Origin of the sequence: Pseudoalteromonas sp. NZS71 (assembly GCF_015864715.1) — a bacterium.
GTDB classification, from domain to species: domain Bacteria; phylum Pseudomonadota; class Gammaproteobacteria; order Enterobacterales; family Alteromonadaceae; genus Pseudoalteromonas; species Pseudoalteromonas arctica.
This window is the reverse complement of sequence record NZ_JADYWS010000003.1, coordinates 157983-182535: the sequence shown is the minus strand read 5'-3', so window position 1 is coordinate 182535 and position 24553 is coordinate 157983. Positions and strand designations below refer to the sequence as shown.

The 24553-nt window shown below is 37.6% G+C and carries 18 protein-coding genes; 14 read left to right on the top strand and 4 right to left on the bottom strand.

The features are described from left to right. Nucleotides 1–80 precede the first annotated feature (80 nt). Together I6E85_RS03020 and I6E85_RS03015 are read right to left on the bottom strand one after the other, a co-directional pair. Complete coding sequence (locus I6E85_RS03020) at nt 81–1001, bottom strand: TraB/GumN family protein (RefSeq protein WP_007586291.1); 921 nt, start codon at nt 999–1001, stop codon at nt 81–83. A 36-nt stretch (nt 1002–1037) separates the two neighbouring features. After that, complete coding sequence (locus I6E85_RS03015; RefSeq protein ID WP_197236581.1) at nt 1038–1403, bottom strand: hypothetical protein; 366 nt, start codon at nt 1401–1403, stop codon at nt 1038–1040. Nucleotides 1404–1685: 282 nt separating this feature from the next. Between I6E85_RS03015 and I6E85_RS03010 the strand changes: the two genes are divergently transcribed. Continuing rightward, nucleotides 1686–3830, top strand: coding sequence for a transcriptional regulator (locus I6E85_RS03010; RefSeq protein ID WP_197236580.1), 2145 nt, complete (start codon nt 1686–1688; stop codon nt 3828–3830). A 412-nt stretch (nt 3831–4242) separates the two neighbouring features. Here the strand turns inward: I6E85_RS03010 and uvrA are convergent, their stop codons facing one another. Next, complete coding sequence (gene uvrA / locus I6E85_RS03005) at nt 4243–7068, bottom strand: excinuclease ABC subunit UvrA (RefSeq protein WP_024589880.1); 2826 nt, start codon at nt 7066–7068, stop codon at nt 4243–4245. Nucleotides 7069–7230: 162 nt separating this feature from the next. Between uvrA and I6E85_RS03000 the strand changes: the two genes are divergently transcribed. The 4 genes from I6E85_RS03000 (at nt 7231) to I6E85_RS02985 (ending at nt 14442) form a co-directional block, all read left to right on the top strand. Next, a complete protein-coding gene (locus I6E85_RS03000; RefSeq protein WP_010553785.1) occupies nt 7231–8598 on the top strand; it encodes an MFS transporter in 1368 nt (455 codons plus the stop codon). Nucleotides 8599–8618: 20 nt separating this feature from the next. Beyond that, entirely contained in the window at nt 8619–9341 is a 723-nt protein-coding gene (gene ssb / locus I6E85_RS02995) for a single-stranded DNA-binding protein (protein ID WP_007586300.1), read from the top strand. A 242-nt stretch (nt 9342–9583) separates the two neighbouring features. After that, entirely contained in the window at nt 9584–12313 is a 2730-nt protein-coding gene (locus I6E85_RS02990; protein ID WP_197236579.1) for a response regulator, read from the top strand. Between the two features lie 515 nt (nt 12314–12828). Then, nucleotides 12829–14442, top strand: coding sequence for an EAL domain-containing protein (locus I6E85_RS02985; protein WP_197236578.1), 1614 nt, complete (start codon nt 12829–12831; stop codon nt 14440–14442). On the opposite strand, the gene I6E85_RS02980 is transcribed toward I6E85_RS02985, so the two are convergent. Next, complete coding sequence (locus I6E85_RS02980) at nt 14439–15347, bottom strand: 1-aminocyclopropane-1-carboxylate deaminase/D-cysteine desulfhydrase (protein WP_197236577.1); 909 nt, start codon at nt 15345–15347, stop codon at nt 14439–14441. The two genes, I6E85_RS02985 and I6E85_RS02980, sit on opposite strands and share 4 nt — an antisense overlap. 76 nt (nt 15348–15423) lie before the next feature. Between I6E85_RS02980 and I6E85_RS02975 the strand changes: the two genes are divergently transcribed. Genes I6E85_RS02975 through I6E85_RS02935 form a run of 9 tightly spaced genes read left to right on the top strand, consistent with a single transcriptional unit; the run spans nt 15424 to nt 24553 of the window. Then, nucleotides 15424–16347 (top strand): hypothetical protein, encoded by a 924-nt coding sequence (locus I6E85_RS02975; RefSeq protein ID WP_007586312.1) that lies wholly within the window; start codon nt 15424–15426, stop codon nt 16345–16347. Further along, nucleotides 16344–16943, top strand: a complete 600-nt coding sequence (locus tag I6E85_RS02970) for a PilN domain-containing protein (protein WP_225305713.1) — start codon at nt 16344–16346, stop codon at nt 16941–16943. The genes I6E85_RS02975 and I6E85_RS02970 overlap by 4 nt, the downstream gene beginning before the upstream one ends. Next, nucleotides 16940–17635: a hypothetical protein gene (locus tag I6E85_RS02965; protein WP_010553778.1), complete on the top strand. Its 696-nt coding sequence runs from the start codon at nt 16940–16942 to the stop codon at nt 17633–17635. Before I6E85_RS02970 ends, I6E85_RS02965 begins: the two co-directional genes overlap by 4 nt. Next, complete coding sequence (locus tag I6E85_RS02960) at nt 17613–17936, top strand: hypothetical protein (protein ID WP_007586318.1); 324 nt, start codon at nt 17613–17615, stop codon at nt 17934–17936. Before I6E85_RS02965 ends, I6E85_RS02960 begins: the two co-directional genes overlap by 23 nt. Then, nucleotides 17914–19578: a pilus (MSHA type) biogenesis protein MshL gene (mshL, locus tag I6E85_RS02955; RefSeq protein WP_101217852.1), complete on the top strand. Its 1665-nt coding sequence runs from the start codon at nt 17914–17916 to the stop codon at nt 19576–19578. The genes I6E85_RS02960 and mshL overlap by 23 nt, the downstream gene beginning before the upstream one ends. Nucleotides 19579–19580: 2 nt before the next feature. Continuing rightward, on the top strand, nt 19581–20483 hold the full coding sequence (locus I6E85_RS02950; RefSeq protein WP_007586321.1) for an ExeA family protein: 903 nt from the start codon (nt 19581–19583) through the stop codon (nt 20481–20483). Then, nucleotides 20480–21622, top strand: a complete 1143-nt coding sequence (locus I6E85_RS02945) for a tetratricopeptide repeat protein (protein WP_197236576.1) — start codon at nt 20480–20482, stop codon at nt 21620–21622. The genes I6E85_RS02950 and I6E85_RS02945 overlap by 4 nt, the downstream gene beginning before the upstream one ends. After that, nucleotides 21619–23346 carry a GspE/PulE family protein gene (locus I6E85_RS02940; protein ID WP_024594461.1) on the top strand — a complete coding sequence of 576 codons (1728 nt, stop codon included), beginning with the start codon at nt 21619–21621 and terminating at the stop codon, nt 23344–23346. The genes I6E85_RS02945 and I6E85_RS02940 overlap by 4 nt, the downstream gene beginning before the upstream one ends. Then, complete coding sequence (locus I6E85_RS02935; RefSeq protein WP_165721214.1) at nt 23333–24553, top strand: type II secretion system F family protein; 1221 nt, start codon at nt 23333–23335, stop codon at nt 24551–24553. The genes I6E85_RS02940 and I6E85_RS02935 overlap by 14 nt, the downstream gene beginning before the upstream one ends.

Genomic DNA, 24553 nt, shown 5'->3' with positions numbered 1-24553 from the left:
CATTTTTTATATAGCACATATCAACATGATAGACCCAAATAGAAACAGTAGCGATATCGCTAGTTTATCTGTTTTATCCATTATTCAGCCCCTCTTACTGTTATATCTGCCGTGCTATCAATATCAACTAGAGAAACTTTATAGCCCTTATTTTCAAGTAAGGTAAGTAAACTATCTTGTCCTGCGAGGTGGGCAACTCCAACAAGTACAAACTCATTTTTGTCGTTGTTAAACATGGCTTCTACTTTTGGTAACCAATCATTATTTCTATCTGTAATGATTTGTTTATAGCTATTCGGATCATTTTGCTGCATATCTTCAAGTGCCACTTTATTCAGTGTGTCTGTATCACCTTTGCGCCAGGCAGCTAAAAGTCCTTTAAACATATCGCCATAGTTGTGAAGCTCGGCTAAGTTACGTTTAATGAAATCGTTCTCGTTGCCTTGACCCATTGTTTTAAAAAACTCTAACTGAAATTCCATTGTTTCTAAGTAATCTTTTGTTTTGTTATCTTCAGTCGCTTTTTTAGTAAAGTAAGCATCAACCCCTTCACCCATTAAATTTTGCTTTTGAAGCTCCATCGACATTAAAACAATACTAACCATAGCAGGGCGAAAACCATCTAACTTAGCTAGGTTAGCGCCAAACTCGCTAAGCTTATTTTCAAGTAAAGCCTTAATCTCGGGTTCTAGCTTTTGACTTAACGTTTCGTTATTTGTATACGATAGCGCACCTAACATTTGCATTTGTGCATTGGTGTCGGCTGGGTCAGGTAACGGTGCTTCTAAAATAATTGTATCTGCTTGTTCATAAGCATGGTTAAACTCAGCGGGTAGTGGCATTTCAGCTTTAGGTAGTATGTGAACTGTACCGCCAATAAATAGTGAGTCATTGCCATTACTTACTTGCCATACAGAGCTTTGAGCCTGTGCTGTATTTGCTAAAAGGCTGCAACTAAGTAATACGCTGGCAGATACTAATTTTTTTGTGAATTTTTTCATGATAATTCCTTAATATAACTTTTAATTTTATTGTTTTTAGTTCGATAACACATTGCTGAAATATGTAGTGATTGACGATGTTACCTTTGAAAGATTTTTATCAATTTGCGAGTTTATTTTGCTCATTGAAGAGTCAAGCTCAGCTGATATTTTTTCATCTATTGAAGAAAGTAACGTTTGCTTATCAACATTACTTTTTAAAGACTCAGAAGCGTCTATTTTGTTTGTTTTTTGTAGTTTTTGATTAACAGGGCTAATTGCCTTTATGCTTTCACCAATCATGCATTTCTCAAAATTATTTTGAACGGTGTTTTGTTTAGTGTCAGCTGCAATAACTGAAGTAGTATTAAAAGCAGTTGCTAGTAGTAAAGCCGGTAGTACTTTTTTCATTGTGCTGTTCATAATTAAACCTTTTGTATTTTTTGCTGCAGCCAATTTAGAATCACAAATGATTTTTTACTAAGCTGCTTGTTGATGACGGTTTAAAGAATATCGCTGAATTTATTAAGAGTCGCTTATCTAGTTATGAGCAATTAATAGATAAGGTTTTAAAGCTAAATAATTGTTTAAATTTAGTATGTTAGCTTTAAACCTTATAATGCTAATATAAGGTTTAAAATGCTTTTTCTATAAAATAAAGTGTAGATGTGATACGGTTTATAAAAATAAAAATACGTAAAGACTATGAATTATCAAATCGGACCTTGGCAATTTATTAGTAATCGCTGTGTGATTACTTCAAACCATTTAGAAAGGGAATTAGATCCACTTTTAGTAAAGTTATTACTCCACTTTATAGATAAGCCTCAACAAATCGTTTCCCGCCAAGAGCTTATTGAGAGTGTGTGGCAACAAAGCTTTGTTGACGATAATGCGATTAACCGTGCAATCTCAGAGTTAAGAAAGCAGCTTGCCCACCCAATTGAAAAAGCGCCGCTTTTAAAAACGCATTACCGTAAAGGATATAGCCTAACAGTAATACCTGAGCGTTTAACGCAAGCAAACGTTTTGAAAGAGCCTGCAAACATTTTGTCTGACTCACCGGGTATTTCTGCCAAAAATGAAGAGATAGCTACTGCAACTACTTCTCAACCAGTTCAAAGAACGAATAGTAAAAAGTTTTTGATTTATTCTTTATTCGCCATTATTTGCCTGTGCTTTTTAGTATGGTTTGGGTTGTTTTTTATTAATGCACCTTCTAGCGAAAAGATTAAACAGATCACGGTTAATAAGGTAGCAAGCACGTGGAATATAGGCAGTGAGGTTCATCCTGAGATGTCCTCAGATAAACAATATTTAGCTTATACAAATGTTGAACCTGAAAATGACGTAATGCATGCATTTGTAAAACGACTATCTGATCAAAGGGAAGTTGAAATTACCTATCCTGGCTTTCAAGTATCCATTTTATCGTGGCAGTTAAATCAGCACTCTGTGTTGTTACAAGCGACTAACTTAAAGCAGCAAAAGTGTGAAATGGTTCTCGTTGATTTAAGCCAGTTTCCTGTTATAGGAAAGGCTACATTAATTAAAAAGTGTGACCTTAGATACACAGGTTATGCGCAAGTAGACGAAAGTGGTGAGCATATTTATTACACCGAATATAAAAATGAGCATGAGGGTTCAGGTTTATATAAATATGATTTAGAACTTAAAAAAGAATTCATAGTGATCCCACCACCAGGCGTCATGTATGGCGTAATCATGCCTCGTTTATCTCATTCTGGTAGTAAAATAGCATATGTACTTAGTCAAAAGGGTAAGCCTTTTTCTGTATTTAGCTACAACTTTGAGACCCATGAAACCAAGCGGTTATTTAAAGCAAAGAAAAGCATAATTAGCTTCGCGTTTGACTGGCTTGCAGACGATAAAGGCGTGATTGTTTTTGAAGGCTCTGAACTTTCAACCATTGTGGTTGAGGAAAATAATATTATTAAACGCACATTAACGGTTACCCCAGCAATTTCACCTTATTATATTGCAGTTCACTCTGATAACAGCCTATTTTACTCGGAAAATATGACACAGGCATACTCGCTTATTAAAGCTACAGACCCTTTTGGTGATAATCCTGAGTATGAAGCACTTTATAAAAGTGATAAAGACGAGTACAACATTGCTGAAATAATTAATAAGGAAGGGACAGCACATGTTTTTGTATCAGAGCGTTCTGGCAGCAGTCAATTGTGGCTCTCTCAAAATGGTCTTACAAAGCAACTTAGCTTTTTTAATTACGATGATGGCTCATCAACTTTTGTATTAGGAGGACTAAGAGCTTCTCCTAATAAGCAACGCATGATATTCATGAAAAATAAAGGTTTTTCACTTTATGACGTAAACGCTCAAAAATTTTATCCATTTGAAGAATTTAATAAGCATAAAATAGTAAGCTATATTTGGTCAAAAAATAACGACAGCATTATTTATGTTAAGCGACTTGGTTCAAAAAATATATTGGCAGAATTTAATTTAGTAACACGTGATACACGTGTAATAGAAGGTATAAAAGCTAATAAACTCATTTCAGATAGTAAAGGTAACGGGTACGTAACCAATGATAATCAGTTAATTCGCCTTTCAGATAGGCAAAGCTGGGAATTACCTAAAAACGCCAAAAAGTCAGTTGCGTATGGAGTTAGCAAAGACTATTTCTATTATTCAGATTCTATTTCTAGAGTCGCTAGACTAAATTTACACGATCAAACTATACAAGATATACACGTGGACTTTCGACCTATTGGTTTTGAAGTGAGTTCAGATAACGAAATTTTATTCACGGGTGCTAAATATAAAGACATGCAAATAATACAGATAAGTTGGAATGACTAGGGCGTGTCTATCTTTCTAGATTAAGCTTGTAGCAGTGTGTTGTTTTTCTTTAATAGCATTTTCGATTGTTATACCAATTCGCTTAATTAAGTGATCTATTTTGAGGATGGAAAAACGTGTTGGTAGCTAGGCAAAAAATTCGCTATTTAGTTGTTCTCGGCAATTGCTCCTGCATTGCTCTACCTTCTACCTTCTGCATCCATGCAGTCGTAAATGAGAATTTTTTAACACAGGTAGCGACACGTTTAGCCCCGCAAAATGATTAAGTATTATTGCGGATTGGTATTATGTTGATAAAAGAAAAGTTAGAGCAAAAAAATAGCGAGAAGTGAATCTTCTCGCCATTTTTAATCAAGTGTAATCTCGACAGTTAAATAACCTTAATACCGATTGATTTGTAACAACCGAACCTCTATTTATTTAATAGAGGTTTTAAGTAATGCCCAGTATGTGAACGCTCACATTCGGCTACTTCTTCTGGTGTACCGGCAATGAGTATTTCACCACCGCCAGCTCCGCCTTCAGGTCCTAAATCGATAACCCAATCTGCTGTTTTAATTACATCGAGGTTGTGCTCAATAACAACAATTGTATTGCCGTGATCGCGCAGACGATGAAGTACAACAAGCAGCTGTTCAATGTCAGCAAAGTGTAAGCCTGTTGTTGGCTCATCTAATATGTAGAGCGTTTTACCAGTATCACGCTTTGATAGCTCGCGTGCTAATTTTACACGTTGCGCCTCACCACCAGAGAGAGTAGTAGCGGCTTGACCTAAACGAACATACGACAAACCAACGTCCATCAGCGTTTTAAGCTTACGCGCAATAGCCGGTATTTTATCAAAGTAATCATGAGCGTCTTCAACAGTCATCTCAAGCACTTGGTGTATGTTTTTACCTTTGTATTGTACTTCGAGGGTTTCGCGGTTATAGCGTTTACTCTTACATACATCACACGGTACATACACATCAGGTAAAAAGTGCATTTCAACTTTAATTAAGCCGTCACCTTGGCAAGCTTCACAGCGTCCGCCTTTAACGTTAAAGCTAAAGCGACCTACTTTGTAGCCACGTGAGCGCGCTTCTTGTGTACCTGCAAATAACTCACGAATGCCGGTAAATATACCTGTGTAGGTTGCCGGATTTGAACGCGGAGTACGACCAATTGGGCTTTGATCAATATCGATCACTTTATCAAAATGATCTAAACCACTAATTGATTTATACGGTGCCGCTTCGGCAGTTGTTGCGCCATTTAGCTCTGTATGAGCAAGTTTAAATAAAGTGTCGTTTATTAACGTTGATTTACCCGAGCCCGATACACCTGTCACACAGGTCATTAAACCAAATGGGATTTTTAAATCCACATTTTTAAGGTTATTACCCGTTGCGCCAAATAGCTCTAGCCATTTGTCGTTCGTTGGGTGACGTTCTTTTGGTATTTCTATTCTACGTACGCCAGATAAAAACTGGCCCGTAACAGACTCTTTGCTTGCTAAAATATCGTCGCGTGTTCCTTGAGCAATAATATGCCCACCATGAACACCCGCGCCTGGGCCAATATCAATAATATGGTCAGCGGCACGAATAGCATCTTCATCGTGTTCTACCACAATAACGGTGTTACCTAAGTCGCGTAAATGTACCAATGTTTGTAATAAACGGTCGTTATCGCGTTGATGTAATCCAATAGATGGCTCATCTAGTACGTACATTACACCTACAAGGCCAGCACCAATTTGGCTCGCTAAGCGAATACGCTGAGCCTCACCACCTGATAGTGTGTCGGCGCTGCGTTCAAGTGATAAGTAATTTAGGCCAACGTTAATTAAAAACGATAAACGGTCGCGAATTTCTTTTAGTATTTTTTCAGCTATTTGGCCTTTTTGTCCGGTTAGCGTTAACCCTTCAAAAAACTCCATAGCTTCACCAATGCTCATGCACGTGATTGCAGGTAAGTTGGTTTTTCCAATAAATACATTTCGAGATTCTTCGCGTAAACGCGAGCCATTACAGCTAGGACATGCTTGGCTTGTTTGGTATTTAGCAAGTTCTTCGCGTACAGAGTTTGACTCAGTTTCGCGGTAGCGGCGATTCATGTTATTTAAAACGCCTTCAAACTCATGATTACGCGTAATTAAATCGCCACGGTCGTTACGGTAATTAAACGCAATTTTAGTGCTACCAGAGCCATCTAAAATAATTTTTTTCGAGTCGCTGTCTAAATCTTGATAAGGCACATCTAAATCAAAACTATAATGCTCAGCAACGGCTTGTAGCATTTGATAGTAATAAAAGCTGCGTTTATCCCAGCCTTTAATTGCACCGCCAGCAAGGCTTAACTCTGGGTTATGCACTACGCGATTAGGATCAAAATATTGACGTATACCTAAACCATCACAGGTTTGGCACGCACCAGCAGGGTTATTAAACGAAAACAAACGCGGTTCTAGCTCAGTCATTGCATAGCCACAAGTAGGGCAGGCAAAGTTTGCTGAGAATAGAATTTCTTCAGCGCTGCTATCATCCATGTATGCTACATGTGCAACGCCATTAGACATTTCAAGCGCGGTTTCAAATGACTCTGCTAAGCGTTGTTGTAAGCCATCTTTTACTTTAAATCTGTCTACAACAACTTCTATTGTATGTTTTTTATGAAGCTCAAGTGTTGGTGGATCAGACAAGTCACATACTTCACCGTCTATACGGGCGCGAATATAACCTTGGCTTGATAGCTGCTCTAATAACTTAACATGCTCACCTTTACGCTCTTTTACTATTGGCGCAAGCAGCATTAATTTACTGCCTTCAGGCAGTGCCAAAACAGTATCTACCATTTGACTAACGGTTTGCGCAGCAAGTGGTAAATCATGTGTAGGGCATCGTGGTTCGCCAACGCGGGCAAACATAAGTCGTAAATAATCGTAAATTTCGGTAATAGTACCCACAGTTGATCGTGGATTATGAGACGTTGATTTTTGCTCAATAGAAATTGCAGGAGAGAGGCCTTCGATGTGATCTACATCTGGCTTTTCCATAAGCGATAAAAATTGTCTTGCATACGCAGAGAGTGATTCAACATACCGGCGTTGTCCTTCTGCATAAAGTGTATCAAATGCAAGTGATGACTTCCCCGAACCAGATAGACCAGTAATAACTATTAATTTATCACGTGGGATGGTTAGGCTGATGTCTTTTAAATTATGCGTACGGGCGCCTCGGACTTCAATGTTTTCCATGCTATCTCGTTTATTACCAAAATTATTTACTCAGTATCGCATAATACGAAGCAATATTAATCCTTGATCAATGAAAAATCCTTACTTATAGGCGATTAATTATTGCCAAGCTTATGGTAGAATCCCAACCTCAATTTTTCATAGAGTAAGATCACGCAGATAATGACCGCATCTTCACTTAATTCACGAGAAAAACGCGCCGCAGTATCGCTGGCGAGTGTGTTTGCATTTAGAATGCTCGGCTTGTTTATGCTGATGCCTGTATTGGCTATTTATGGACAATCGCTTGAAGGTTTTTCGCCTATTTGGATTGGTTTTGCCATTGGTGCGTATGGTTTAACGCAAGCCGTATTGCAAATACCTATGGGTCGATTATCCGATAAAATTGGTCGTAAAAAGGTTATTGTTGGTGGTTTAGTCGTGTTTGCTATTGGCTCTGTAGTTGCTGCATTAGCTGACTCTATTCAAATGGTTACCGTAGGCCGCGCTCTACAAGGTATGGGCGCAATAGCCAGTGCACTACTCGCGTTTGCTTCAGATTTAAGCCGAGATGAGCAACGACCAAAGGTAATGGCCGTTATTGGTATGAGCATAGGAATGAGCTTTGCCTTTGCTATGCTACTTGGGCCAATTGTTGCAGCTTCGTGGGGTATTGCGGGTGTATTTTGGTTGACTGCTATTTTAGCTGTTTTTGGTATATTTATAGTGACTATGCTAGTGCCAAATGCGGTAAATAAAGCGCCCAAAGGCGATACATTAGCAAGCTTTAGCGACATTAAAAAACTAATTAAGCACCCTCAGTTAGCACGATTAAATGCAGGTGTATTGCTATTACACTTAACGCTAACCACAATATTTGTCGTACTGCCGAGTCAATTAATTAAAGATGGCTTAGTTGCCGACCATCACTGGTATTTATATATTCCAGTGCTATTTTTAGCATTTTTATTAATGGTACCAATAATGATTGTAGCCATTAAAAAAGAGAAAGAAAAACAAGCATTTATTGGCTCAGTAGCCTTGTTAACTATTAGTATGCTAGCAATGTCGGTATGGGTTAATAGTGTAGTAGGCATTGCTGTGTGTATGCTGCTTTATTTTGTGGCGTTTAACTTTTTAGAAGCCACTATGCCTGCGCTTGTATCGCGAATAGCACCTGCAAGCCAAAAAGGTTCAGCAATGGGTGGCTACTCATCTAGTCAGTTTTTAGGCGCCTTTTTAGGCGGTATGTTAGGTGGTTATGTAGCACAAACTACAACGACGCAAGCTGTGTTTGCGGCAGCGGCACTTGTTGGGTTAATATGGCTTATTATTGCGTGGAAAATGCAAGTCCCACCCAAAAGTAAAGTTATTAGTTTAATGACCAAATTAGATTCTGAAGAGCATGCTCAAACACTTGCTTCTCAGTTAGTTGCTTTACCAGGCGTAATAGAAGCAACTGTGGTTCGCGATGAAAGTCGCAGCTATTTAAAGATTAATGATAAAGAATTTGACCTAGACCAAGCACGTAAAGTAGCTGGTTTAATCTAACATTTATAGGAGATGGTTCCATGGCACGCGGTGTGAACAAAGTAATTTTGGTTGGTAATTTAGGGCAAGATCCTGAAGTTCGTTATATGCCTAACGGCAATGGTGTAGCAAATATTACCTTAGCAACTTCGGATAGCTATAAAGATAAAAACACTGGCCAAATGGTTGATAAAACTGAGTGGCATCGTGTTGTGTTCTTTGGCAAATTAGCTGAAATTGTTGGTGAATATTGTCGTAAAGGTTCACAAATTTATGTTGAAGGTAAACTTCAAACACGTAAGTGGACCGATCAACAAGGCCAAGAAAAATACACTACAGAAATAGTTGTAGATGGATTTACTGGTCAAATGCAAATGTTAGGCGCACGTGGTGGCGATCAGCAAAGTGGTGGTTACCAAGGTAATCAGCCGCAAGGTGGACAACAAGGTGGTGGTTACCAAGGTAATCAGCCGCAAGGTGGTCAACAAAGCGGTGGTTACGGTCAAAATAACCAAGGCCAAGCTGCACAGCAAAGTGGCTATAATCCGCAGCAACAAGCCGCACCAGCAGCACAACCAAAACCGGCTCCAGCACCACAGCAGCAAAGTAATCAATATCAGCCGCAAGGTGGTTATGCACCACAGCAAAAAAGTGCACCACAACAGCAAGGTGGTTTCGCTCCTAAACCACAAAGTGCTCCGCAAGGTGGCGCATCAAACCCAATGGAACCAACCATTGATTTTGACGACGATATCCCGTTCTGACCTAAGACAAAATACAAAATGTTGAAAAAGTATTTTAAAGCCGCTTAATAGCGGCTTTTTTATACGAGTTGTGTAGTGAGGGCAACCCAGAACTATCAATGAATATCGTCATTAAGCAATAAAATGAAATAGTATTAGTAAACATGTTAAATTATGGTGGTATTTACATTTTATTTAATTGATATATATATCGTTAACACTTACCATTAAAAGACTTTTACCTTGATTACACAATGAGAAACATGAAAACTAATATCTTATTTTTATTTCTTGTTTTTCAATTTGTGAGTCCAATTTCAAACGCTCAACCTTCTTCAAATGTTACTCATGTTTTATTTATAAATTCAACAAACCAAGATATGCCTTGGCACAAAAGTGTTGATTCTGGACTGCGTAAAAAACTTATAGAACGTTCTTTTAGTTATGAACTCTTCGTTGAAAATATGGATGTAAACCGATTCGATGAAGCAAATCAAAAACAGTTAATGAAGGACTACCTCAAACAAAAATATAAAAATAAGCACATCGATATCATTGTTACTCAGTCTCCTTCTGCAGCAGTACTTTTATCGCAATTAGATGACTTTTTTATAAATGCTCCAAGAATATATTTGGAACCAGGCGCTCAATTTAGTTTGCCTAAAAATACTAACGGAGCAGTAATCCAAGCTAAATTAGATTACGCGCAAGCAACAGCAAGCGCTGTTAATTTAATGAAGCCTAAAAAATTAATCGTTATATTAGATACAAAAAACGATATTGGGATGAGCTTTTATCGAGGGCTCTTTTCGGTTATTAACCGTGACTTTTCGTATTTAGGCGTAGAGAAGTGGTTTGATCTTTCAATGCCAGAGCTGCTAACTAAAGTAAAAAATGCGCCAGATGATTCAATTATATTGTTTACTCCCATTTTCAGGCATTACGATAATAAATCCCTTAGCCCTTATCAGCTCGTAGAGCAATTAGCTAAAGCAAGTTCTGCGCCCGTTTTTAGTTATTGGGAGGTACTATTAGGCTCAGGTGTTGTTGGTGGGTATGTGTTGTCGGGTGAAAAAATAGGCGAACGTATTGCCGATTCGATAATTTTATACAATGAAAATAAAAGTTTAAGTGAAATCAGTGGTGAAGGGCTAAGTGTTTACGCTTATGACTGGCGTCAATTAAACAAGTTCGATATAGCTCCACAAAGCTTGCCAGAAAAGTCGATCATATCTTATTACGAGCCAACCTATTTTGAGAAAAATAAAACATTAATTTACAGCGCTACTGCGATTATTTCTATTCTTAGCAGCTTTTTAGTTTTCGTATTGTTTTTAAATCAACGCCGCATTCAACTTTTAAAAGAGCTTGATGAAGAAAAGCAAAGATTAGAGTCTCGCGTTGATCAGCGTACTGAAGAACTGTTGCAAGCCAAAGAAGAGGCCGAAAAGCTGACATCCGCTAAGTCTGAATTTTTAGCAAATATGAGTCATGAAATTAGAACTCCTATGAGTGGGATTATTGGCTTAACCAACATTTTGCTCGAAAAAGGTTTGCCTGGGGAATATGAGCATTATTTAAATAAAATTAAATATTCTTCAGATCAACTCCTTGTAGTTATTAACGATATTTTAGACTTTTCAAAAATTGAGTCTGGAAATATTAACCTTGAGGAATTTCCTTTTTCTGTAAATTCGGTTGTTGACTACATCAAAGCAACTTTTGATGAGCTAGCTCAAAGTAAAGGGATCACATTTGATATTGTCATTGGTAAAGAGGTTAAGCTCGATTTAATAGGTGATGTAGTTCGAATAAACCAAGTACTGCTAAATTTATGCTCTAACGCAATTAAATTTACTACACAGGGCTTTGTATCGGTATTAATAGAATCAAAAAGATCGTTAGCTGATCCTAAGAGCGTTTGTTTGTATTTCATTGTTAAGGATTCCGGTATTGGGATTGCCGAGCAAAGCCTTACCAATTTATTTGAATCTTTTACTCAAGCTGACAGCTCTACAACCAGGAAATTTGGCGGCACAGGTTTAGGTTTAACTATAAGTAAGCGTTTATGCCAATCGATGGGTGGGGATATAACGGTAAAAAGTACTCAAGGTGTAGGTAGTGAATTTATAGCTTCGATTAAGGTGAAATTGAATAACCAAGCGTTGATTGATAACACTCCCGACCTAACATTTACTGATTCGTTTGAGGTATTAATTATAGATGATAATGAAGATGATCTTAAGGTAATTGAAAATCAGCTAACGGCTATGGGGCTGGTATGTACGGCCTGTCAATCTGCTAAACAAGCTATTGATATTATTGAACACAATAAAGAGAAATTTAAAGTTATTATTGTCGACTGGGCTATGCCATCAATGAGTAGCGAAACTTTTTTAATACGCATTTTCAATATTAATCCTCAACTTTATAACAACACGATTGTGCTTATAATGAGTGACGAAAGTTTACTTAATAATGCAGCCAAAAAAGTAAGTATAAAAACTATTTTGCAGAAACCTGTATACACGAGTGTTTTGTATGAGGCGATTGAAAGTAAAGTAGTAGGCCCTCTTAATGAAGTGCCTATAGTAAACACCGTAAGTGAAGCGTCGCTGACAGGTATAAAAATATTGGTTGTGGAAGATAACTCGATCAACAGGCTTATCGTTACAAACATACTAGAGAAGGCTGATGCTCAAATTTACTTGGTTGACAATGGATTAGAATGTATTCAAGCCGTGAAATCACAATCGTACGATATTATTTTGATGGATATTCATATGCCTATTATGGACGGGGTTGAGGCGAGTAAAATTATTCGTAGCGATAGTGACAAAGCAATCGCAAATATTCCAATAATTGCTTTAACAGCTAATGTTATGAAAGATGATATTACACGATACTTATCCATTGGCATGAACGCCCATGTTGCAAAGCCTATTAAAGCGCAAAATCTACGTGAAACTATAATCCGCTGTTTAAATAAATAGCTGAGCCATTAAAGTGATTTAATAATTATTCATATTAAGTACCTATCGTAATATTGTCCGCTGGCTTGAGCCTATTTTGGATAACTTAAAAAGAAACTTCATAAAATAGAATTTGACTCACCGGTTGCTATATGAAATCTCATACATTCTTTTCCCCATATGTTTATTTCAGCAAAGGTTGAATTATCAATGTCAGAAATTAGTGAGTTAGACACCATAAACAAAGCACATCGCTTCGCTGCACACACTACAAACAAAACGCGCTCAAGCTTGAGGATTCAATTTAATCTATTTATAAAATAAAGGGCATAGTTGTTTGTTTTTGTAAGTTCTCGTTTATCTGAGTGTTTTTTGTTTAGCGCGATTAATAAACGTTTAAACTTAGTTTATAGCCTTGTACTTCTATAGATATTGAACAACACTTTAGTTAATAATTTAACGAGTGGCAGGCTATGCAAAAGAGTAAAATCTGGCTTTTCAAACACTTCAAGGGTATCTCTTTTGTCTTATTTTTAATGATGCTTATTAGTTTTAATTTCGTTTTAAATGATGCATTACATCAAAAAGTTCATGCTTCTGGGCAGCAGTTCGTTAAACACGTTTACGAGCTGAATTTATCTCCTTCTATAAACAATGAAGTGTTGGCCGCATTAGCTAAAAGTGAAGGTTTTGTGTTGGAGGTGCCAAAGCCTGCAGAGCATTTTAGGCATTTAGTGAATATAGAGCGCGAAGTTTTTTCTTACAAAACATTAAGTTTGAGCCTCTATCACTATCCTGCTTGGGTAACACAAAGTTACTTATTTATATTGCTAAACTTGATCATATTAGGCGCCGCTGGCTGGTCTTATCGTTGGTGGGGCTTATTAAATGTAAGCCGTAGAATTATACCCAAAAATACAATGATACAACCTACTAAAACTATTAAACAAAATAAAATACGATTAATTAAACAAGTAAAAAAATGCGAATTAAGTTCTTTGTATGGGGTTAATAGAGCATCACATAGCTTATTTTTACTCATTGAATGTGACTTTGATAAGAAAACCGATAAAGAAGCTATTTTTAAAGTGTTAATCACTAGAAAATTGACTGAATTTAAAGATGTGTCGGTAAAAATACTAAATTCCAGTTACTTGGCCGTCACCTTGCCACATATACCTACTCCCGAGTTAGACAGCTACGTTGAAAAGCTCCATCAGAGCGTGTTTTTACTATGCCAAAATTATCAAAAAAGTATGACTCATAAAAATATTAAAATAGGTGCGTGCGACTATCGATTAGGCGCAGATAAAATTGCGGTTTATCAGTTAGCAAAATCAGCACTTATGCTATCGCAAAACAGCTCAGTACAGCACTCTCACCGCTTAGCGTTAAATTACTGCCAAGAAAAACCACTTTCTAGTAAGCAAGTTATCGAAAATATTAAAAAGAACAAATTTATATTATTCTTCCAGCCTTTATTTGAGCTCTCTAGCGGGGAAATTTTAGAACATGAAGCTCTTATCAGAGTTAGGCATAGCCAACTTGGTTTACTAGCTGCTCGTTATTTTATTAATCAGGTTTATAGTAATCAAGACGCTTTAATATTAGATAAAGCAGTAATAACACAAGTTAAAAAGCTAATGCTGAGTGAATCTTCGGCCTTAACAGTTAGTGTAAATCTACACCCTAAAAATTGGTTTAATAATGTATTTTGGGAATGGTTACCTAGTCAAATAGCAGAGCTTAAATTAAGTGCTAAATTACAATTTGAAATAAGTGAGGCTGAGTTTTTTACTCATAGAGAATCGATAACTAATGCACTAAATGTAATTAAAAAAAGCCGTTCACAAGTTGTGATTGATAATGTAAAAAGTAGTGAGAAAGTAGCGGTATTAGCTGATTATAACCAAGTATGCGGGCTTAAATTATCATACGAACTAATTCATTTATTAAATGAAAAAACTCAAAATCAAAGGCAAATAAAAAAGATAGTCGAAGCCGCAAACCTCTTAAATTTGCCTGTGTATGCCGTTGGTGTAGAAACTCAAAAAGAGTTGTTTACGCTTGCCAAATTGGGAGTGGTGGGAGCTCAAGGGTTTTACTTTTCAGAGCCACTTCAAGAGTTTACGCAAGCGGTATTTAATTAAATTAACCCTCTATATTTAAGTCCATTTAAGCCTTGAAGCCCGCCAGTATGAACCGCAATAATTTTACTCCCAGATGGGAAATAATCTTGCTCAATAAGCTGCCACAATGCATACATCATTTTTCCGCTATAAATAGGCTCAAGCGGTAGATTATGTGTACGGCTCATATCTTGGCAAAACTGCCATAACTCAGGTGAAAACTTACCATAGCCACCACCATGAAACTCTGTGAGTAACTGCCAGTTGTTTTGATTATTAGCTTTAGCGCTCAGCTTTTTTATTTCTTCATTTAAATAATTAGCTTGTTTTAATACTGCTACACCAATCACTTGTGTTGTTGAAGCACTGCCTTCTATTAATCCAGCAAGCGTGCCACCACTACCGGTAGGGCACACTAAGTAGTTATGCTCAGGTAAGCTTTGTACTAACTCTTTACACCCTAATAAAGCATGTTCATTTGTACCACCTTCAGGAATAATATAAGCATTTGGAAAGCGCTCTTGCAGAGCATTAAGGTAATCGATGTCGTGGCGTTTTCGATATTCTATACGGTTAACAACATGTAGGTGCATACCACAATGTTTTGCAAATTGGATTGTTGGGTTGTTGTTATCAAGTTCTGGTCCGCGAATAATCGCGCGAGTTTTTATATTAAATTCTTTTCCGGCAGCTGCACAGGCGTGAATATGGTTTGAAAACGCACCACCAAAAGTCAGAAGTTCTGTTTTATTTATTTTTTGCATGTACGCTAAATTATATTTTAATTTACGCCATTTGTTACCACTTATTAGCGGATGTAGTAAATCGTCACGCTTTACACCTAAATAAATATTTCTCTTTTTTAGAAACGTTGTATCTATTTGTTGAATATAGTTATTTTCATCTGTTTTGAATGTTTCATGCATTTTTTTGGTTTTCAATTTGGCAAAGTAGTTAAAATGTACGACACTTATTTCATACACAATTAACAATAGTAGCTATATGAAAGAAAAGCTGTTTTCATGGTTAAATCGTAGTTTAGATCCAAATACAGCTATTGGTGTTGCAACTTACGCAGATACTGTTAACGCAGTATGTTTAAAAAAACAACGCGACCAATGGATGGTTCACAGTTCTCACAGTGTAAATGTGTCTGAGCAAACCGATTATACCGCTGCAATTGTTGCTTGTACAAATGAGGTTTCTACTGATATTTGTGCAGTTAATTTAGTCATACCGCACTACTTTTATCAAATAGTGCAAATGGATAAACCAAACCTTAGTGATGAAGAAATTATTCAGTCACTCCCTTGGACTACAAAAGACTTAGTTGATATAGCTTCTGAAAATATTGTGGCTGATTTTATCGATTATCCAATAACATTACCGATGCAAAGCAGCAAAATGAATGTGTTTATTACGAATAAGCTGCAACTACTTCCGTTTATAGACAGTTTTGAACAAACTAAACCTGTTTTGCGTGCAATGACCTCTGAAGAAATGGTTTTAGTTACCTTGTTTGGCTCATACAAAGAGGCGCATATGCTGATTGTGCAACATGCTAATCATGAACCTCGAATCTTAATTATTCGTGATGGGCAATTAGTATTAGCTAGGCGATTAAATGGTTTTTTAGGTATTTCAGATAAAGATCAAAATCAAGAATTGGTAGAAGCGTTAGGATTAGAAATTCAGCGTTCTATGGACTTTTTTGAAAGCCAGCTCAAGCAACCACCAATTCGCAGCATTCAGTTACAGTGCGATGATTTATCTTCATTAACTCTTAGAGCCGGGCTTGCAGAGTTTTTACAAGTAAAAGTTGTAGATTTTGAGCCTAACTTAGAATTAGCGCAGCAATTAGAGCCAAATTTTTATTATGCGCTTGGGGCAGCCTATCAATTAACAGATCCTGAGTCTGTGTTATGAAAACCCGGATTAACTTTTATCAAAAAACCTTACGCGTACGGCGAGACCCAGTCCCTTTATCGGGAATGATTACTTTGTGGTTAGGTGCGCTATTAATTATTGCAATCACGTGGGCTTTTTACAGTTATAAAACATATTCTAGTGAGCTTGATTTAGAACAAAATAGGCAATACCTCAAACAAGGAAAAGCTCAGTTAGAAGTTGTAAAACAACAGTTAGCAGAGAAACAAAATAAAACACTCTTTATTAATGAGCTAAAAACACTTCAGCAAGAGGTTTTGCACAAGCAGCAAATATTTAGCTATTTAGAGCAAAGTTCAGATCAGTCTGCAACCGACTACGCACAGGTAATGCACGATTTAGCTAAGTATCATGAACCTAATATTTGGCTGACCCACATTAAGTTTGTAGGGCAGAGTGTGACGCTTCAAGGTCAAACATCGCAATCAAAATTCTTACCAATTTGGTTTGATAATTTAAAACAGTCGCCATTTTTTATTGATAAAGAGTTTTCAGTTTTAGAGTTATCTACGCAAGCAGGTGTGAGTGAATTTAATGTAGCGACAGACCTTAGTGATGAGGGCGATAAACCATGAGCCAAACAACAAGTAGCCAGAATAATAAAAATAAAGGTTGGCCATTATGGGTCAAATACCAAGCTCAGTTTGCATCGCTGCAAAAACGTGAGAAGTATTCCACCTTATTTGTTGGTTTGTTTATAGTGATTTACCTCGGTCTCTGGTTCGTTATTTTTCCACAGCAAGATGAAGTTGCCAACATACGTTCAAAGCACAATACAACGCTGCAAGAGTTACAGCAGATAAATGCGCAACTCTCCATGTTAAACCAAGCACTAAACTACGACTACACTAAGGTTTTACGCGGTCAAATTGCGCAAACCAGAGATGAATTAGCCGAAATAAATAATCAACTTAATAGTTTTAGCCAAGGCTTTGTAGCGGCTAAAAATGTACCTGCCGTTTTAAAAGATTTGCTCGTAGATAGTAGCGACGTAAAAGTGAGTAGCTTTAATGTAAAACCAGCACGGGCTATCGATGTAGAAAAACTAGGTGAACATGATACGCAAACATTATTTTTTGAGCATCAGATGGTAGTTACTTTGCAAGGTAGCTACTTTAGCTTACAAAAATATTTAGCCGCATTAAAAAATAATCAAGATAAGTTATTAATACAAGAGTTTAGCTATCAGGTACTAGAGTACCCTCAGGCTGAATTAACTTTACAAATTGCTACAGTGAGCGCTAATGAAAAATTTATCGCGTTATAGTATTTGTACTTTGGCTTTTTACATTATTGCGCCGAGTGCGCTTGCGCAACTTCGCGATCCGACTCAGCCAAATATGTTTGTGAGTAACAATAGTCCAGTTAAGCAAAGTACAGAACTTAAATTGCAATCTATTATTAAAAACAGTACAGCATTTAAGGCCATTATTTCAGGCCATATTTATCGAGTTGGTGATGCTGTAGATGATTTTCGGGTGCTAAGCATTAACTCAAAACAGGTTGTGTTAGCAAATGATGATAAACAAATAAAATTAGAATTATATGACTATGAAATTAAAAAATAATTTATCTCATCCGTGGCTTGTTCTTCTATTGTTACCTACATTTTTAACTGCGTGCCATAGCTTTAAACCAGGTAAAGAGGTTAAAAATCATATAGAGCAAGAGTTATCTGAAAGACCTACAGAGCCTAAAGTAATTGTGCCTTTACAAATGCCAAGCGAACTTACACAAAGCTTATTGTCATCTATAAATAATGAGCAAACTATAAGTGATGATTTATCTATAAAGCGTTTTGATGTCGCAGCAAATGATGTCGAAATAGGCGCTTTTTTTGCAGGCTTAACAGACGATACCCCTTTTAGTGTTGCTGTGCATCCTGAGGTAAATGGCACAATTAATTTAAATCTTAAAAGCGTTACGTTTAATGAAGTCATTAATGTTATTAAGCGTATGTATCCTTTAGATATTGTTAATGAAGGACGAATTGTACAAGTACTACCAGCCAAAATGCGCACAGAAACAATACCTGTAAATTATTTAATGATGCAACGCCATGGTCAGTCTACAGTGAGTGTTGTTGCTGGTGGGGTGAGTCAATTTGCACAAAGTGGCAGTGGTTCGAGTGGTTCAAGTTCAGGTAATAGTAACCAGCAAAATAGTGAATTTGGCGGCGATAATCAAAGCTTAGATTTAAATGGTTCTCGAATCCAAACAATTAATAAAAACGATTTTTGGAAGGAATTAGAAGTTGCCCTTAAGTCTTTAATTGGCGCAAGCGATGGGCGCTATGTTGTTGCAAGCCCACAAGCTAGTTTGGTAACCGTAAATGCATTACCAAGCGAAATTAGTCAGCTAAAAGAGTTTTTACGTCAAAGCCAAGAAAACCTGCAACGCCAAGTTATTCTAGAAGCAAAAATAATAGAAGTAACCTTAAAAGATGAGTACCAACAAGGAGTCAACTGGGAGCGCATAGCCAGTGGTTTAGAAGGCGGTATTTCGTTTGCTACAACAGCGGGTTCTACAATTAGTAATAGTATTTCGGCTGCCATTGGCGGAGCGTCATCGCTGACAATTCAAAAGGGTGACTTTAACGGGGTTATTAATTTGCTAGAAACCCAAGGTGATGTGCAAATGTTATCTAACCCTCGCGTTACGGCTACAAACAATCAAAAAGCAGTTATAAAAGTAGGGCAAGACGAATACTTTGTTACTAATGTATCAAGTACGACGGTAACTGGTACTGCTACAACTACCTCGCCTGAGATTGATTTAACACCGTTCTTTTCTGGTATTGCCCTTGATGTAACGCCGCAAATTGACAAGTACGGCTCAGTTATTTTGCATGTTCACCCTTCAGTAACTGAAACAGAAGAGCAGCTAAAGGTAATTACTTTAGACGATCAACGTTTTGAGTTACCTCTAGCGCAAAGCAACATTCGAGAGTCAGATACCGTTATTCGCGCTCAAAGTGGCGAAATAGTGGTTATTGGTGGTTTGATGCAAACGTCAACACAGGATGAAGAATCAAAAACACCCGTGCTGGGTGATATCCCCATATTTGGCAACTTATTCAAAAGTATTCGTAAACGCCAAGAGAAAAAAGAACTAATTATTTTAATCAAACCAACCGTTGTTATGCCCGATACTTGGAAAAAACAACAAGGTGAAAGCCGTCAGCTTTTAAAAACATGGTATGAAAACTAACTATGTATTTAAGCTTTTTTAATTTAAGTGAAATGCCTTTCACGTTAACCCCTAACACACAATTTTTTTGTGCACTTGAGCCGCACCACGAAGCGATGCAAGTGCTAACAACAGCCATTGAAATGGGTGAGGGGTTTATTAAAGTCACCGGTGAAGTTGGGACAGGTAAAACGTTGCTTTGTAGAAAGCTATTAAACCAACTTGAGCCAGATTACATTGTGGCTTATTTACCTAACTCTTATTTAAGTCCTGAAGAGCTTAGATGGGCGATTGCAATTGAACTGGGTATGGATGTAGATAAAGCATTGGACCAACAAGCACTAGGGCAGCTTATAAATCATCACTTACTCGACTTACAAGAAGATAATGAGCGCGTAGTACTTTTGATTGATGAGGCGCAATGCTTGAGTTGGGAGACTCTAGAGGCGCTGAGATTATTTACAAACTTAGAAACAGAAAGCGAAAAGCTGATTCAAGTTGTGTTATTTGGGCAACCTGAACTTGATGAAAAACTGGCAAACAATAAAGTAAGGCAGTTACGCCAACGTATCAGTTTTTCGTATAAGTTACGGGCGATGACTGGCGCTGAGGTTGTTTATTATATTAATCATCGCTTACAAGTTGCAGGATTTAATAGGCCTCCTTTATTTAATAATAGTATGGGGCTTAAGATTGCCAGAGCAAGCCGTGGAATTCCTAGATTAGTTAATATTTTATGCCACAAAGCACTATTACAAGCTTACGGTGAAGGGTTAAATACAATAACAAATCGCCATATTCAGCTTGCCATAAAAGATACTGAAGACTGCGCAAAATATCGAACCGGTCAATATTGGAGCTACAGCGCGTTAATGTTTAGTGTTTTAGCTATTGCTGCCATATGGGTATGGAGGCAGTGGTTATGAGCGTTATAAATAATATGCTTAAAAATATTGAGCAACGTGAAGCTAAACAAGTGAATATTCAAGAAGGTATAAGCGTAAAGCCAATATATGATGTAAAAAACATTGTATTTAAAGCCGCAATTTTACTTATTATGCTAAGTGTCATTTTTTTAGCATACCTGTATTTACCGACCGCCGACAGAAAAGAAACTCAACGTGAGTCTGTGCTACCACAGCAAAAAATGGTCGCGGTTTTGAGCTCTAATTTATCTGATTCTCAAGATCAAAAAAGCACTGTAGAGCCTTTATTTGAGCAAGAAGTTGTGAAGAAGGCTGTGCAAGTTGAGCAAATAAAACCAGAAGTGAATGATTTAGCTGAATCCAAGTTGAGTGAAGCAACATCACTGGTTTCTCAACCAACGGCTGAGCCGGTTGTAATTGCCGAGGTTAAACAAAGCCCTGCACTAGCTAAAGATAATATGTTAGTGGCTAGCAAAGTTATTGTCAGCAAGCCAAAAACTACTTCAGTGACTAAAACTAAGCCACAAAATACTATGATCAAAAGCGCGGCAGAAACTAAGTCACCACAGGCTTTATTAGTCGAGCAATTAGCAGCAGCTAAACAGGCAATACAGTTTGGCTTATACAACGAAGCTATTAGTGATTTAAACATTATTTTAGCGCAATCGCCTTTACATGTTGAGGCTCGAAATTTACTGGCTGCAACTTACTTTAAACAACAAGATATAAATTCTGCACAGCAGGTTTTGCAATCAGGTATTCGCCAAAACCCTAACGTACTTGAATGGCGTGTAATGCTAAGCAAAATACTCATTATGCAACAACAGTATGAAGGAGTATTACTGCTTTTAAGTGATGAATTTGAATCCCAGGCGAATCTTGATTTTTGGGTGCTGCAAGGTACTGCTGCGCAAAGTGCGAGTAAGCACCATAAAGCACTTGAAAGCTTTAAACATCTTACACAGCTCCAGCCTAGTCAAGCCAAGTGGTGGCTTGCACTTGCAACCTCAAAAGATGCACTAGGAGAGTACCTCGATGCTAAACAGCTTTATAAAGTAGCTCTAGATTTAGGTGGGTTAAATACCGCTATGACCCAGCATGCATTACAGCGTTTAGTTGCACTAAAGGAGGCCGTATGAGACCTAGTTTAAAAATGCGCTTAGGCGATTTACTTGTCCACGAACACATGATCACCGAAGCGCAACTAAGTGAAGCATTAAATGTTCAAGCTGCAACGGGCCGTAAATTAGGTTCGACACTTATTACACTTGAGTTTATTAGTGAGCCACAATTATTACGCTTTTTAGCGCAGCAATTACAGGTACCTTTTTTAGATATATCACAGCGAAAAATATCACACGATGTATCTAAGCTTTTATCTGAGGTATATGCGCGTCGTTACAGAGCACTAGTAATCGAAGACAATGGTGACTCTGTTTTGGTCGGGATGAGCGATCCTGCTGATTTAAGGGGCCTTGATCAACTTGCGACTATGCTTGCTCCTAAACGAATAGATTTAGCTGTTGTACAAGAAAGCCAAATCATGGCTGCGTTTGACAACGTATATCGCCGCACAGATGAAATTACCAACTTTGCAGCACAACTCCATGAAGAATACCAAGACGTAGAAGAGTTTGATTTAAACTCTTTAGGTGATGAGACATCTGATGCAACCGTTGTAAAGTTACTGCAATCAATATTTGAGGATGCTGTGCAAGTTCGCGCATCTGATATTCACATTGAGCCAGATGAAGGTTTGCTTCGCATTCGTCAACGTGTAGATGGAATATTACAAGAGCACACTCTTAACCAAGTAAAAATAGCATCGGCACTAGTGCTACGTTTAAAGCTTATGTCGGGATTAGATATATCTGAAAAACGCCTCCCTCAAGATGGCCGGTTTAATATAAAAGTGCGCAGTCATAGTATTGATGTGCGCCTATCTACCATGCCGGTTCAGCATGGTGAATCAGTTGTAATGCGTTTGCTTGATCAATCTGCAGGATTATTATCGTTAGATGAAACAGGCATGCCGGCACACATATTAAAACGTGTGCGCAGCATCATAAAACGTCCACATGGCATGGTTTTAGTTACTGGGCCAACAGGCTCGGGTAAAACAACCACACTTTATGGTGCATTAAGTGAGTTAAACCAACAAGAAAGTAAAATTATTACAGTAGAGGATCCCGTTGAGTATCGTATTGGCCGTATTAACCAGGTACAAATAAATAATAAAATAGGGCTAAGTTTTGCCAGTATTTTACGGACCGCTCTAAGGCAAGATCCTGACATCATAATGGTTGGCGAAATGCGTGACCAAGAAACCGTAGATATTGGATTAAGGGCCGCTTTAACAGGCCACCTAGTACTATCAACGTTACATACCAATGATGCAATTACCAGCGCTATGCGCTTAATCGACATGGGTGCACCAGCTTACTTAGTGGCAAGTTCACTGCGAGCGATTATTGCTCAGCGATTAGTAAGGCGAGTATGTAATGACTGTAGAGTACCGTACTTGCCAGATCGCCAAGAAATAAGTTGGTTAAAATATTTAGGCGAAGAGATTACAGATGCTCAATTTTCTAAAGGGCAAGGTTGCACAGCATGTAATCACACTGGTTATAAAGGACGTGTAGGTATTTTTGAGTTGCTCGAAATGGATGATGCAATGATGGATGCATTGCGCGCTAACGATACACAAGGCTTTGCAAAGGCTGCTAAAAATAGTGCTAACTTTTCACCACTCTCGGCTATGGCATTAAATTACGCTAAGAAAGGTATTACCTCTTTAGATGAAGTATTTAAAGTGGCTGAATATATCCCAGAAATAGTAGGGGATATTGATGCAACTATATAGCTATAAAGCGAAAGACAGCAAAGGTGTATTGGTAAAAGGCCAATTAGAAGCGAGTAACCAAGCTGGCGTAGCTGATAGTTTAATGAAGCGTCAATTTATACCCATATCAATTTCTTTAGTTGAAACAAAAAATAATATTAAAATTTTTGATAATTTATTTGTCGAAAAAATAACGCTAGACGACATGATTATGTTTTCTAGACAAATGTATTCGCTACTAAAAGCGGGTATTCCAATTATACGAGCAATGATTGGATTGGCAGATACAACACAAAATAAAGAATTTAAAAATGTATTGATGGAAGTTACCAGGCAACTTGAGCAAGGCCGCGACTTATCCAGTGCAATGGCAATTCATAACGAGGTGTTTAGCCGCTTAACTGTGTCAATGGTAATGGTTGGTGAAGGTTCTGGCCGATTAGAAGATGCATTTTATCAACTCGCTATTTACTTTGAAAAAGAACAGGAAACTCGTAAGCGTATCAAAGCAGCTATGCGCTACCCTACTTTTGTTATTTTGGCTCTTGTAGCAGCTATGGTCATTTTAAATATTTTTGTAATTCCTACCTTTGCGAGCATGTTTGCCAAATTTGATGCCGAATTGCCGTTAATGACACGAATATTAATTGGCACCAGTAGCTTTTTTGTTAACTATTGGTGGTTGCTATTAGTTGTGGGGATTGGAGCGGTATTCGCTTGGAAGCGTTATTTAAATACAGAACCAGGACGCTTCAAGTGGGATCAATATAAATTAAAAATCCCCTTTATTGGCGATATTTTAAAACGTACGTTGCTTGCACGTTATAGTCAAAGTTTAGCTATGGTATTACGGTCTGGTGTACCTATGACCACGGGATTATCGCTAACAGCGCATGCTGTAGATAATAGCTATATGGAAAAAGCGATTATTACTATGCGCCAAGATATAGAAAAAGGCGATAGCTTACTTAGAGCCTCAAAAAGTTCTGAGCTGTTTTCTCAGCTTGTATTACAGATGGTCGCCGTAGGTGAAGAAACCGGTCGGGTTGATGAGTTACTTCAAGAAGCAGCTGATTATTATGAGCGTGAAGTTGATTATGACTTACGAAGCTTAACTGCAAAAATAGAACCTATTTTAACTGTGTTTGTTGCCATTATGGTGCTGATTTTAGCATTGGGTATTTTTATGCCTATGTGGAACATGATGTCGGCAATTAAAGGGAATTAA